The organism is Streptomyces sp. NPDC006309, from assembly GCF_040613095.1.
Classification (GTDB): domain Bacteria; phylum Actinomycetota; class Actinomycetes; order Streptomycetales; family Streptomycetaceae; genus Streptomyces.
Map to the genome: position 1 here is coordinate 101,785 of NZ_JBEXRO010000021.1, position 13,209 is coordinate 114,993.

Annotated in this window: 8 protein-coding genes; 6 read left to right on the plus strand and 2 right to left on the minus strand. The window is 72.5% G+C overall.

Annotation, left to right across the window (positions count from 1 at the left end; genetic code table 11):
- The first annotated feature begins 1 nt into the window (after position 1).
- From nuoL to recQ, 4 genes are all read left to right on the plus strand, one after another.
- Positions 2-1,948, plus strand: a complete 1,947-nt coding sequence (gene nuoL / locus ABZ117_RS25075) for an NADH-quinone oxidoreductase subunit L (RefSeq protein WP_356824023.1) — start codon at positions 2-4, stop codon at positions 1,946-1,948.
- 5 nt (positions 1,949-1,953) lie between these two features.
- The gene (locus ABZ117_RS25080; RefSeq protein ID WP_356824024.1) at positions 1,954-3,525 is read left to right on the plus strand and encodes an NADH-quinone oxidoreductase subunit M; all 1,572 of its coding nucleotides are present in this window, start codon (positions 1,954-1,956) and stop codon (positions 3,523-3,525) included.
- Positions 3,522-5,171, plus strand: coding sequence for an NADH-quinone oxidoreductase subunit NuoN (gene nuoN, locus ABZ117_RS25085; protein WP_356824025.1), 1,650 nt, complete (start codon positions 3,522-3,524; stop codon positions 5,169-5,171). The genes ABZ117_RS25080 and nuoN overlap by 4 nt, the downstream gene beginning before the upstream one ends.
- 219 nt (positions 5,172-5,390) lie before the next feature.
- Positions 5,391-7,409 carry a DNA helicase RecQ gene (gene recQ / locus ABZ117_RS25090; RefSeq protein WP_356824026.1) on the plus strand — a complete coding sequence of 673 codons (2,019 nt, stop codon included), beginning with the start codon at positions 5,391-5,393 and terminating at the stop codon, positions 7,407-7,409.
- A 98-nt stretch (positions 7,410-7,507) separates the two neighbouring features.
- On the opposite strand, the gene ABZ117_RS25095 is transcribed toward recQ, so the two are convergent.
- Together ABZ117_RS25095 and fahA are read right to left on the minus strand one after the other, a co-directional pair.
- On the minus strand, positions 7,508-8,446 hold the full coding sequence (locus tag ABZ117_RS25095) for a M56 family metallopeptidase (RefSeq protein ID WP_356824027.1): 939 nt from the start codon (positions 8,444-8,446) through the stop codon (positions 7,508-7,510).
- 657 nt (positions 8,447-9,103) lie between these two features.
- On the minus strand, positions 9,104-10,321 hold the full coding sequence (gene fahA / locus ABZ117_RS25100; protein WP_356824028.1) for a fumarylacetoacetase: 1,218 nt from the start codon (positions 10,319-10,321) through the stop codon (positions 9,104-9,106).
- A gap of 249 nt (positions 10,322-10,570) precedes the next feature.
- Here fahA and ABZ117_RS25105 point away from each other — a divergent pair, with 249 nt between their 5' ends.
- Together ABZ117_RS25105 and ABZ117_RS25110 are read left to right on the plus strand one after the other, a co-directional pair.
- Positions 10,571-11,854, plus strand: coding sequence for an ATP-grasp domain-containing protein (locus ABZ117_RS25105; RefSeq protein ID WP_356824029.1), 1,284 nt, complete (start codon positions 10,571-10,573; stop codon positions 11,852-11,854).
- Positions 11,855-11,964: 110 nt separating this feature from the next.
- On the plus strand, positions 11,965-13,167 hold the full coding sequence (locus tag ABZ117_RS25110; RefSeq protein ID WP_356824030.1) for an FAD-dependent oxidoreductase: 1,203 nt from the start codon (positions 11,965-11,967) through the stop codon (positions 13,165-13,167).
- Positions 13,168-13,209: the final 42 nt, after the last annotated feature.

The following is a 13,209-nucleotide window of genomic DNA, read 5'->3' on the forward strand; positions in this document are numbered from 1 at the left end:
CGTGGAGAACCTGATCGCGCTGCTCATCGCGGCGCCCCTGCTCGGAGCGGCCGTCCTCCTGGTCGGCGGCCGGCGCCTCGACCGCGCCGGCCACTGGATCGGCACGCTGCTGTCGACCGCCTCCTTCGTGCTCGGTGCCGTCCTCTTCGCCGGCCTGCTCGGCCGGGGGGCCGAACACCGCACACTGACCCAGCACCTGTTCAGCTGGGTGCCGGTGGCCGGCTTCCAGGCGGACGTCACCTTCCGCCTCGACCAGCTGTCGATGACGTTCGTGCTGCTCATCACGGGCGTCGGCTCCCTGATCCACCTGTACTCGGTCGGCTACATGGAGCACGACGAGCGCCGCCGCCGCTTCTTCGGGTACCTGAACCTGTTCCTCGCGGCGATGCTGCTGCTCGTCCTCGCCGACAACTACCTGCTGCTCTACGTCGGCTGGGAGGGCGTCGGCCTCGCCTCGTACCTGCTGATCGGCTTCTGGCAGCACAAGCCCAGCGCCGCCACCGCCGCGAAGAAGGCCTTCCTGGTCAACCGCGTCGGCGACATGGGGCTGTCGATCGCGATCATGCTGATGTTCACCACCTTCGGCAGCTTCGCCTTCGGCCCGGTCCTCAGCCACACCGGTGACGCCTCCCAGGGCAAGCTCACCGCGATCGGTCTGATGCTGCTGCTCGCCGCCTGCGGCAAGTCCGCCCAGGTGCCGCTCCAGTCCTGGCTCGGGGACGCCATGGAGGGCCCGACACCGGTCTCGGCCCTGATCCACGCGGCGACCATGGTGACCGCGGGCGTCTACCTGATCGTCCGCTCCGGGGCCCTCTTCGACGCCGCACCCGACGCCCAGCTGGCCGTCACCGTCGTCGGCGCGGTCACGCTGCTGTTCGGCGCGATCGTCGGTTGCGCCAAGGACGACATCAAGAAGGCACTGGCCGGCTCGACCATGTCGCAGATCGGCTACATGGTCCTCGCGGCCGGCCTCGGCCCCATCGGCTACGTCTTCGCGATCATGCACCTGGTGACGCACGGCTTCTTCAAGGCCGGCCTGTTCCTCGGCGCCGGCTCGGTCATGCACGGCATGAACGACGAGGTGGACATGCGCAAGTACGGCGGCCTGCGCACATACATGCCGGTCACCTTCGTCACCTTCGGCCTCGGCTACCTCGCCATCATCGGCTTCCCGGGCCTGTCCGGCTTCTTCTCCAAGGACAAGATCATCGAGGCGGCCTTCGCCAAGGGCGGCACCGAGGGCTGGATCCTCGGGGGAGTGGCCCTGCTCGGTGCGGCCATCACCGCCTTCTACATGACGCGCGTGATGCTGATGACCTTCTTCGGAGAGGAGCGCTGGAAGAACCGGCCCACCCGCTCCCCCGAGGCGCCGAGCGCCGAGCCCGTCGCCGAGCACCGCGGCGAGCACGCGGAGCCGCACCCGCACGAGTCCCCGAAGGTCATGACGATCCCGATGATCGCGCTGGCCGTCGGCTCGGTCTTCGCCGGCGGTTTCTTCAGCATCGGCGACCGCTTCCTGCACTGGCTGGAGCCGGTCACCGGCCACCAGGAGGGCGACTCGCCGGTCAGCGCCGCCGCGGTCACCGGCGCCACCATGGCCTGCCTGGTCATCGGCGTCGCCATCGCCTGGGCCCGGTACGGCCGGAGGCCCGTCCCGGCCGTCGCCCCGCGCGGCTCCCTGCTCACCCGCGCGGCCCGCCGCGACCTGCTCCAGGACGACTTCAACCACGTGGTCCTCGTGCGCGGCGGCGAACACCTGACGCGCTCCCTGGTCTACGTCGACCACACCCTGGTCGACGGCGTCGTCAACGGCACAGCGGCCGGCTTCGGCGGCCTGTCCGGCCGGCTGCGCCGGCTCCAGAACGGCTTCGCCCGCTCCTACGCGGTGTCGATGTTCGGCGGCGCGGCACTCCTGGTCGCCGCGACCCTGCTGATGAGGGCGGTCTGATACCGATGTCCTTTCCTCTGCTGACAGCGACGGCGGTGCTCCCGGCGCTCGGGGCCGTCGCCACGGCCGCCGTACCGGCCACCCGGCGCACCGCCGCCAAGTGGCTCGCGCTGGTCGTCTCGCTCGCCACGCTCGCCCTGGCCGTCACCGTCCTGGTCCGCTTCGACCCGGGCGGCGCCCGCTACCAGCTCACCGAGTCCCACGCCTGGATCAAGGACTTCGGGGTCAGGTACGAGCTGGGCGTCGACGGCATCGCGGTCGCGCTGCTCGCGCTGACCGCCGTCCTGATGCCGTTCATCATCCTGGCCGGCTGGCACGACGCCGACCCGCTGGAGACCGGCAACCGCCGCTGGCGGCCCACCCAGGGCTTCTTCGCGCTGATCCTGGCGGTCGAGGCGATGGTGATCATCTCCTTCGAGGCCACCGACGTCTTCCTCTTCTACATCTTCTTCGAAGCCATGCTCATCCCGATGTACTTCCTCATCGGCGGCTTCGGGGACCGTGCCCACGCGCACGGCGAGGAGACGGCGGCCACGCAGCGGTCGTACGCGGCGGTGAAGTTCCTGCTCTACAACCTGGTCGGCGGCCTGATCATGCTGGCCGCGGTGATCGGCCTCTACGTGGTGGCCGGGAACTTCAGCCTCCAGCAGATCGCCGAGGCCCGCGCGAACGGCTCCCTGCACATGGCGACCGGCACGGAACGCTGGCTGTTCCTCGGCTTCTTCTTCGCCTTCGCGGTGAAGGCGCCGCTGTGGCCGCTGCACACCTGGCTGCCCAACGCCATGCAGGAGTCCACCGCCCCGGTCGCCGTCCTCATCACCGCGGTCGTCGACAAGGTGGGCACCTTCGCGATGCTCCGCTTCTGCCTCCAGCTGTTCCCGCACGCCAGCAGGTGGGCGACGCCCGTCATCCTCGTACTGGCGCTCATCAGCATCCTCTACGGCGCGCTGCTCGCCGTCGGCCAGCGGGACATCAAGCGCCTGGTGGCCTACGCGTCGATCTCGCACTTCGGCTTCATCGTCCTCGGCATCTTCGCGATGACCAGCCAGGGCCAGTCCGGCGCCACCCTCTACATGGTCAACCACGGCATCTCCACGGCCGCCCTGATGCTGGTCGCCGGATTCCTGATCTCCCGGCGCGGCTCGCGGCTCATCGCCGACTACGGAGGGGTGCAGAAGGTCGCCCCGGTACTCGCCGGCACCTTCCTGATCGGCGGCCTCGCCACCCTCTCGCTGCCCGGCCTCGCGCCGTTCGTGAGTGAGTTCCTGGTCCTGGTCGGCACGTTCACCCGCTATCCGGTGATCGGCATCATCGCCACCCTCGGCATCGTCCTCGCCGCGCTCTACACCCTCGTCCTGTACCAGCGGACGATGACGGGCCCGGTGAAACCCTCGGTGGCGGCGATGCCCGACCTCCGCGTGCGCGAGCTGGTGGTCGTCGCACCGCTGATCGCGCTGCTGATCGGCCTGGGCGTCTACCCGAAGCCCGTCACGGACATCGTCAACCCGGCGGTCAAGCACACCATGTCCGACGTCCAGAAGAAGGACCCCAAGCCCGAGGTGGAGGCGGCCAAGTGAGCGCAGCAGCCGTCCACAGCCTGTGGACAACCGCGGCCGACCCGATCTCGAAGATCGACGCGCCGAAGATCGAATACGCACAGCTGTCACCGACCCTGATCGTCATCGGCGCGGCGCTGGCCGGGGTGCTCGTCGAGGCGTTCGTCCCGCGCAGGTTCCGCTACTACGCCCAGCTGATCCTGTCCGCCGCGGCCCTGTGCGCCGCGTTCGCCGCGGTCGTCGCCCTCGCGGCCGGCGGGTACGGCACCACCAAGGCGCACATCGCGGCCATGGGCGCCATCGCGGTCGACGGCCCGGCCCTCTTCCTCCAGGGCACGATCCTGCTGGCCGGACTGGTCGGCCTGTTCACCTTCGCCGAGCGGCGCCTGGACCCGGCCGCACACGGCAACCGCGTCGACTCCTTCGCCGCGCAGGCCGCCGCCGTACCCGGCAGCGACAGCGAGAAGGACGCGGTGCGGGCCGGCTTCGCCACCACGGAGGTCTTCCCGCTCCTCCTCTTCGCGATCGGCGGCATGCTGGTCTTCCCGTCGGCCAACGACCTGCTGACCCTCTTCGTGGCCCTGGAGGTCCTCTCCCTGCCGCTGTACCTGCTGTGCGCACTGGCCCGCCGCAAGCGGCTGATGTCACAGGAGGCCGCGGTCAAGTACTTCCTGCTCGGCGCGTTCGCCTCCGCGTTCACACTGTTCGGCATCGCCCTGCTGTACGGCTACGCCGGCTCGGTGTCGTACGCGCGCATCGCCCAGGTCGTCGACGGCACCGCCACCAACGTCGACCCGGCCCTCGCCGGCACCATGGGCAACGACGCGCTGCTGCTGATCGGCGCCGCCATGATCATGATGGGCCTGCTGTTCAAGGTGGGCGCGGTGCCGTTCCACATGTGGACGCCCGACGTCTACCAGGGCGCGCCCACCCCCGTGACCGGCTTCATGGCGGCGGCGACGAAGGTGGCCGCGTTCGGCGCGCTCCTGCGTCTGCTGTACGTCGTCCTGCCCGGGCTGCGCTGGGACTGGCGGCCGGTCATGTGGGCCGTGGCCGTCATCACCATGCTGGGCGGTGCGATCGTCGCCATCACCCAGACCGACATCAAGCGGCTGCTGGCGTACTCGTCCATCGCGCACGCCGGCTTCATCCTCGCGGGCGTCATCGCCACCTCGAAGGAAGGGGTGTCGTCCGTCCTCTTCTACCTGGCCGGCTACTCCTTCGTGACGATCGGCGCGTTCGCCGTGGTCACGCTGGTCCGCGACGCGGGCGGCGAGGCGACCCACCTGTCCAAGTGGGCGGGGCTCGGCCGCCGCTCCCCGCTGGTGGCGGCCGTCTTCGCGGTGTTCCTGCTGGCCTTCGCCGGCATCCCGCTCACCTCGGGCTTCGCCGGAAAGTTCGCCGTGTTCAAGGCGGCGGCGGACGGCGGAGCGGCCCCGCTGGTCGTGGTCGGTGTGATCTCCTCGGCGATCGCCGCGTTCTTCTACATCCGGGTGATCGTGCTGATGTTCTTCAGCGAGCCGCGGCCCGACGGCCCCACAGTCGCCGTGCCGTCACCGCTGACCATGGTGGCGATCGGCATGGGCGTGGCGGTGACCCTGGTCCTCGGTGTGGCACCGCAGTACTTCCTGGACCTGGCCGGCCAGGCCGGAGTCTTCGTCCGCTGAGCCCTCGACCCCGTCCCCGCCGCTGCCCGGCACCCTCGCTCCGAGGGCGCCGGGCAGCGGCGCGTCCGGGGCACCGAGGATCACCATTCCGGGGCCGAGCCTGTGGATAACTCCGGCGCTGTCGGTCCGGGCCCCTATGGTGGAGGCAGCGGTCGAGAGACGACACACGGGGGACCGACGGGGGACACGACGATGGGCGCGACGGGCGGGATCAGCGAGATGCCACAGGTGACCGAAGGGCCGGGCACGGCCGACAGCGAGGCACTGGCCACCGACAGCGAGGCGCTGGCCACGCTGCACCGGGTCTTCGGATACGGCGCCTTCCGGGGCGAGCAGCAGGCCGTCATCGAGCATGTGGTCGCGGGCGGCGACGCCCTCGTCCTCATGCCGACCGGCGGCGGAAAGTCGCTGTGCTACCAGATCCCGGCCCTGGTCCGGCCCGGCACCGGCGTGGTGGTCTCCCCGCTGATCGCCCTCATGCAGGACCAGGTGGACGCCCTGCGCGCCCTCGGCGTCCGCGCCGGCTTCATGAACTCCACCCAGGACTTCGACGAGCGCCGCACGGTCGAGGCCGAGTTCCTGGCCGGCGAGCTGGACCTGCTGTACCTGGCGCCGGAGCGGCTGCGCCTGGACAGCACGCTGGACCTGCTCTCCCGCGGCAAGATCTCCGTCTTCGCGATCGACGAGGCACACTGCGTGGCCCAGTGGGGCCACGACTTCCGCCCCGACTACCTCTCCCTGTCCCTGCTCGGCGAGCGCTGGCCGGACGTCCCGCGGATCGCCCTCACCGCCACGGCCACCCGTGCCACCCACCAGGAGATCACCGAGCGGCTGAACCTGCCGACGGCCCGCCACTTCGTCGCCAGCTTCGACCGGCCCAACATCCAGTACCGGATCGTGCCCAAGGCCGACCCCAAGAAGCAGCTGCTGGCCTTCCTCCGGGAGGAGCACCCGGGGGACGCCGGCATCGTGTACTGCCTCTCGCGCAACTCGGTCGAGCGCACGGCGGAGTTCCTGACCGCCAACGGCATCGCGGCGGTGCCGTACCACGCGGGCCTGGACGCGCGCGTCCGCGCCGCCCACCAGTCCCGCTTCCTGCGCGAGGAAGGGCTGGTCGTCGTGGCGACCATCGCCTTCGGCATGGGCATCGACAAGCCGGACGTCCGCTTCGTCGCGCACCTGGACCTGCCCAAGTCCATCGAGGGCTACTACCAGGAGACCGGCCGCGCGGGCCGCGACGGCCTGCCGTCCACGGCCTGGATGGCGTACGGCCTCAACGACGTCATACAGCAGCGCAAGCTCATCCAGTCCGGCGAGGGCGACGAGGCGTTCCGCCGCCGTGCCGCCGCCCATCTCGACGCCATGCTCGCCCTGTGCGAGACGGCCCGGTGCCGCCGCGGCCAGCTGCTCGCCTACTTCGGCCAGGACCCCGAGCCGGTGGCCTGCGGCAACTGCGACACCTGCCTGACCCCGCCGGAGACCTGGGACGGAACCGTCGCCGCGCAGAAGGCGCTGTCCACGGTCGTGCGGCTGCAGCGGGAGCGCGGACAGAAGTTCGGCGCGGTCCAGATCATCGACATCCTGCTGGGCAAGCGCACCGCCAAGGTGATCCAGTTCGACCACGACCAGCTGTCCGTCTTCGGCATCGGCCAGGACCTCACCGAGGGCGAATGGCGGGGCGTCATCCGGCAGCTGCTCGCCCAGGGCCTGCTCGCGGTCGAGGGGGAGTACGGCACCCTGACGCTCACCGAGGCGAGCGGCTCGGTGCTGCGGCGGGAGCGCGAGGTGCCGCTGCGCAAGGAGCCGAAGAAACCGGCCGCCGCCCGGTCGCGGTCGGGCAGCGCCTCCGGAGGCGACCGCAAGGCCAGGACCGCCGCGGCCGAGCTGCCCGGGGAACTGCTCCCCGCCTTCGAGGCGCTGCGGGCCTGGCGGGCCGAACAGGCCCGGGAACAGGGCGTCCCGGCGTACGTCATCTTCCACGACGCCACCCTGCGGGAGATCGTCACCCAGCGGCCCGGCTCGGTGCGCGAACTGGGCGCGGTGAACGGCGTCGGCGAGAAGAAGCTGGTGACGTACGGGGAAGGCGTGCTGGAGGTCCTGGCCTCCCTGGACGGACCGGCCCCGGACACCGCCCCGACCGCCGCCACCTCGGCCACCACCGCCCCGGCGGGCGCCGCGTCCCCGGACGACTACTGGCCCGAACCGCAGGACGAGCCGGAGCCCGACGACTGGATGTAGCCGGTAGGGGAGCCCTGGGCCCGGCGGACCCGCGCCGGACCCCGGCCTTCCCCGGCCTTCCCCGGCCGCCGGGCGGGAGCTGCCGCCCGGCGGGCCGGTCAGGACAGTGCCGTCAGACCCGGCGCGAAGGTGATCAGCAGCGGCACCAGCGGCACCAACGCGGCCACCGTCGTCGTCAGGGCCCGGTGCCGGCGCAGCAGCCGAGGCGGCGGCTCCAGCAGACGGTCCACGCGTTCGCCGAGCAGACGGCGGCTGGAGTCGCAGGACAGGACACCCCGGTGCTGGTTCAGCTCGATCAGCGCGAGGGCCGTGGTGAGGTGCCCGCAGCGCCGGGAGGCCGTGTCGTCGGCGGCCAGTTCGACCAGGCGGTGCGTCTGGTCGCAGAAGTGGGCGAAGAGCGGCACGCGCGGGAAGCCCGTGGCCAGTGCGGTGGACAGGTGCAGCAGCCAGTTGTGGTGGGCCCGTGCGTGGCCGCGCTCGTGGGTGAGGACGGCGTCCAGCTGGTGGTCGGTGAGGCGGTGCAGCGCCCCCGTGGTGACGACCAGCTGCGGCGGGTGCCCGGGCAGCCACCAGGCGTCCGGGTACTCGTCCTCCAGCACCAGCATCGGCCCGCGCGCCGGCGGCAGTCCGGCCGGGAGGTCGGGGGCGCGTTCCCGCAGCTGCGCCCTGGCCTGGCCGCGGCTGCGGTGGGCGTCGACGAGTTCCCGGCCCAGCATGGCCGTCGTCCAGGCGGCCCCGCAGGCCAGCAGCACGGTGAGCGCGGCGGCCCACACCGGCGCGGCGGACAGGTCGTACGCGGCGGTGACGGCGGGCGGCGCGGGCGCGAACACGCGGTCGCGGACGGTGTGGAAGACGGCCGCCGTGCCGAGGACCAGCGCGGTCAGGCAGCACAGCAGGACGGTGGCGACCAGGCACTGCCACACCCACAACGCGACCACGGGGTCCCGCTCGGGCCAGGCGGCGCGGGTCAGCGCGCGCGGTGCCGGCACGGCGGCCGTCAGGGCGACGACGCTCAGCAGGAGCAGGCAGACGGTCATGCCGGGGCTCCGGTTCCTGGTCGGAGAGGTGTGTGGGTGTCGGTGGTGCCGGGCACGCGGCGGGCGGCTGCGCGCCGCGTGTGGTGCGTGTCCCTGTCAGTATGACGAACATGGGCGCCCGGAGTCAGGTGTCGGCGCCGATCCGGGCGGACCGCGGCACGCGCGGGGGGCGACTCGCGGGGCCCGGGGTGTCCGGAGGGGACGTCCGGCGGTGCGGGCGCCGGCCCCGGCAGGCGCGCGTGGGGGCGGCTTCCGTGGTGCCATGCGGCTGCCCGCGTAATGCCCGCCGCCGGCTCACACCCCGCTCCTGTGCCCGCGTCGGGCCCGCTTCTGTGCCCGCGCCGTGTCCGCTCCCACTCCCACCCCCGCTCCCGTGCCCGCGCCGTGTCCGCCCCCGCTCCCGTGCCCGTGCCGGGCCCGCTCCCGTGCCGTGCCCGCGCTGTGTCCGCCCCCGCTCCCGTGCCCGCGCCGTGTCCGCCCCCGCTCCTGTGCCCGGGCCGGGCCCGCTCCCGTGCCGAGGCCGCTCCCGGGCCGAGGCCCGCTGCCGGGCGCCGTGGCGGTGGCGGAAGGTGGCGGGGGCGGACACGGCGCGGGGCAGTGGCCGTGGGCCGGGGGCGGCCCGGGCGGGGCAGTGGTCGTGGGTCGGCGGCCGGTGGGTCAGCCCGTCACGACGCGTCCGGTGACCTCGCCCAGTCCCACCCGGCGTCCGTCCGCGCCGGGTGCCCAGGCCGTGAGCGTCACCACGTCGCCGTCCTCCAGGAACGTCCGCTTGCCGTCGGGCAGTTCGAGGGGGTCGCGGCCGTTCCAGGTCAGCTCCAGCAGGGAACCGCGCTGGTGCTCGGCGGGGCCGCTGACCGTGCCGGAGCCGTACAGGTCGCCGGTGCGCAGCGAGGCGCCGTTGACCGTCATGTGGGCGAGCTGCTGGGCGCCGGTCCAGTACATGGTGGAGAACGGCGGCTCCGCGACCACATGGCCGTTGATCGCGACGGAGATGCGCAGGTCGTACCCGCCGGGGTCCACGCCGGGCACCGTGTCGTCCAGGTAGGGCAGCAGGGGGTGCGTGCGCTCCGGGGGTGCCACGCGCGCGTGCTCCAGTGCTTCCAGCGGGGTGATCCACGCCGATACCGAGGTGGCGAAGGACTTGGCGAGGAACGGGCCGAGGGGGACGTACTCCCAGGCCTGGATGTCCCGCGCGGACCAGTCGTTCAGCAGGCACAGCCCGAAGACGTGCTCCCGGAAGTCGCGGAGCCCGACCGGGCGGCCCGGCCGAGAGGGGGCGCCCACGACGAAGCCGACCTCGGCCTCGATGTCCAGCCGGACCGACGGGCCGAAGACGGGCACCGGGTCGCCCGGGCCCTTGCGCTGTCCGGACGGCCGTACGACGTCCGTGCCCGAGACCACCACCGTGCCGGCACGCCCGTGGTAACCGACCGGGAGGTGCTTCCAGTTGGGCATGAGGGAGTCCCGCGCGTCCGGGCGGAAGATCCGGCCGGCGTTGCGGGCGTGGTGCTCCGAGGCGTAGAAGTCGACGTAGTCGGCGACCTCGAAGGGCAGGTGCAGGGTCACCTCGGACAGGGGGTGGAACAGCGGCTCGACCGTGGCGCGGTGCGCGGGATCCGTGACCCAGGAGACGAGGTCGCGCCGTACGTCCGACCAGGTGCCGTGGCCGGCGGCCAGCAGGGGGTTGAGGGTGGGCCGCCCGAGCAGCGAGTGGTGGGGCGAGCCGAGTGCCGCGGCGGCGCCGCCCGCGTCGAGGACGTGGTCCCCGAGCCGGACTCCGACCCTCGGCTCGGTGCTGCCGGCGGGCGAGAACACGCCGTAGGGAAGGTTGTGCGGGCCGAAGGGGTCGCCCTCGGGGACGTCGAAGGGGGGCATGGGGTGCTGCCTCGCTCTCATCCAGGCCATGCATGGCGCTGCGTTCCATGTGGTCGCGCCACACGTTACGGCTGATCCACGTGTCTTGGGCAGTGCCTTCCGAGGCGTCCGGGAGGTTGCCCGCACAGTGTCTAAAGAGTTCGCCATGTCCGGATAAGCCTTGTCGGAGGCGGTAGTTCCGGCTTAGCGTCCTTTCGGGACGCGGACGGGGCGGATCCGTTCCATCTGGGGGAACACGTGAGGGGACCCGTGGCCGAGGACGCAGCCTGCGAGCCGTGGACAGCCGACCGCGACGTGCCGGGCCTGATCGTCAAGTTCGGCCACTACCCGCTGCACCACGGAGGCGTCGGCGCGATCCGCAGCCTGGGCCGCCTGGGGGTGCCCATGTACGCGATCACCGAGGACCCGTACACACCGGCGGCCTCCTCCCGGTACCTGCGGAAGGCGTTCGTGTGGCCGACGACCGGTGCGGAGGACCCGGACCACCTGGTGGAGGGCCTGCTGCGGATCGGCCGCCGGATCGGCCGCCCGGCCGTGCTGATCCCGACGGACGAGGAGGCCGCCGTCCTGATCGCCGAGCACCAGGACCACCTGGCCGGCCCCTTCCTCTTCCCGCGCGTGGACCCGGTGCTGCCGCGCCGGCTGGCCAGCAAGCAGGGGCTGCACGAACTGTGCGCAGAGCACGGTGTCGCGAGTCCCACGGCTGCGTTCCCGCGGTCGTACGAGGACGTCGTCGCCTTCGCGGACCGGACCGGTTTCCCGGTGGTGGCCAAGAACCGTGAGGCGTTCGTGCGGCGCAGGCGGCCCGCGGTGAACGGCACCACGAGGATCGGCACGCGCGAGGAACTGCTCAGCCTGGCCCGCGGCTGGGGCGGGGAACCCGGCGTCATCCTCCAGGAGTACCTGCCGCGCGAGGACGCCGAGGACTGGATCGTGCACGCCTGCTTCGACCAGGACTCCAGCCCGCTCGCGCTGTTCACCGGTGTCAAGGTGCGCTCCTGGCCACCGCACGCCGGCATGACGACGAACGCGTACGTCGTCGACAACCCGGAACTCGCCGGGCTCGCCGCACGTTTCGTCAAGCAGATCGGCTTCAGCGGTGTCCTCGACCTCGACCTGCGCTTCGACCGGCGCGACGGACGGTACAAACTCCTCGACTTCAACCCGCGGGTGGGCGCCCAGTTCCGGCTCTTCGAGAACGAGTCGGGCGTGGACGTCGTACGCGCGCTGCACCTGCACCTGACCGGCCGCGCCGTCCCGCGGGGGGAACAGCGCGCCGGCCACCGCTACGTCGTGGAGAACATCGACCTGCCCGCCCTCCTCGCCTACCGCCGCAGCGGTTACACGACACCGCACGCGCCGGTGCGGGCGAGCGGGACGGAGCTGGCCTGGTTCGCGGGTGACGACCCGCTGCCGTTCCTCACGATGCTCGCCCGCTTCGTGCGCCCGGGCGCGAAGCACCTCTGTCAGCGGTGGCGGGCCCACCACCGCGGCAACGGCACCGCACGAAGCGGCGGGCCAGGCACGAAGTAGGCGAGGCGCGAAGCAGGCAACGCACGAAGCAGGCAACGCACGAAGCAGGCAACGCACGAAGCAGGCAAGGCCACGACGGTGTGGCGCACCACGTCCTGGGGAGGGACTTCGTGAATCGACCGGTTGCAGTCATCGGGGCGGGGCCGTTCGGCCTGTCCACCGCCGCGCATCTGCGGGCGCGCGGCATCCCCGTCCGCGTCTTCGGCGAGCCCATGGTCAGCTGGCGTGACCACATGCCCGAGGGCATGCTCCTGAAGTCGACGCCCGCAGCCTCGAACCTCGACTGCCCCCAGCCCGGCCACACCCTCGCCGACTACTGCGACGCGGCCGGCGTCCGCCGCCTGGTGAGCGACGAGGACATCATCCCGGTGGAGACGTTCACCGCCTACGGCGAGTGGTTCCAGCAGCGGCTGGTCCCCGGCCTGGAGCGGGTGCGTGTCGTCTCGGCCGACCGCGGCCCGGGCGGCGGCTTCGCGCTCGGGCTGGACTCCGGGGAGCTGTTCACCGCGCGTGCGGTCGTCGTCGCCACCGGCCTGGCGGGACTCGCCCACCTGCCGCCGGAGCTGGCGGGAGCGGCGCCCGGCGGGCCTTCCCCGTCCGGTCCCGTCTCGCACAGTTCCCAGCACCACGACCTCGGCCGGTTCGCCGGCCGGGAGCTGATCGTCATCGGCGCCGGCCAGTCCGCGCTGGAGACGGCGACGCTCGCCGCCGAGGCGGGTGCACGCGTGCGCGTGGTCGCGCGCGGACGCGGGAGGGTCGCCTTCGGCAGCCCGCCCTGGCAGCAGCCGGCGTTCCGGCCGCGGTCCCCGTTCGGCCGCGCCTGGTCGCTGTGGGCGCTCAGCCACCACCCGCACCCGTACCGCTTCCTGCCCGAGCCCACCCGCCACTACCTGGTCCGCCGGGTTCTCGGTCCGCTCGGCGCCTGGTGGCTGCGCGAGCGCTTCGAGAAGGGTGTGCGGGTGCGGGACGTCGAGCGGGTGGTGGGCGCCGAGGCCCCGGACGGCAGCCCCGTGGTCACCGTCCGCACCCACGCCGGACGGACCGAGCGGCTCACCGCCGACCACGTCATCGCCGCCACCGGCTACCGCGTCGACGTCGCGGCGATGGACTTCCTCGGCCCCGGACTGCGCTCCCGGCTCGCGGTGAGCCGCGGCACGCCGAGACTCGGCCCCGGTTACGTCTCCTCCGTGCCCGGCCTGTACTTCACCGGCCTGCCGGCGGCGTCCTCGTACGGCCCGGTGATGCGTTTCGTCTGCGGTACGGAGTTCGCCTCCCCGCGGCTGACGAGGCACCTGGCGGCGGCCCACGGGTGAGGCGTCCCGTCGGGGTCCGTCACCTGTTCCGCCTCCGTCCGG

Coding starts and splice junctions, on each gene's coding strand:
- ABZ117_RS25080 (WP_356824024.1), top strand. CDS start 1,954: ATGTCCTTTCCTCTGCTGACAGCGACGGCGGTGCTCCCGGCGCTCGGG.
- recQ (WP_356824026.1), top strand. CDS start 5,391: ATGCCACAGGTGACCGAAGGGCCGGGCACGGCCGACAGCGAGGCACTG.
- ABZ117_RS25095 (WP_356824027.1), bottom strand. CDS start 8,446: ATGACCGTCTGCCTGCTCCTGCTGAGCGTCGTCGCCCTGACGGCCGCC.
- fahA (WP_356824028.1), bottom strand. CDS start 10,321: ATGCCCCCCTTCGACGTCCCCGAGGGCGACCCCTTCGGCCCGCACAAC.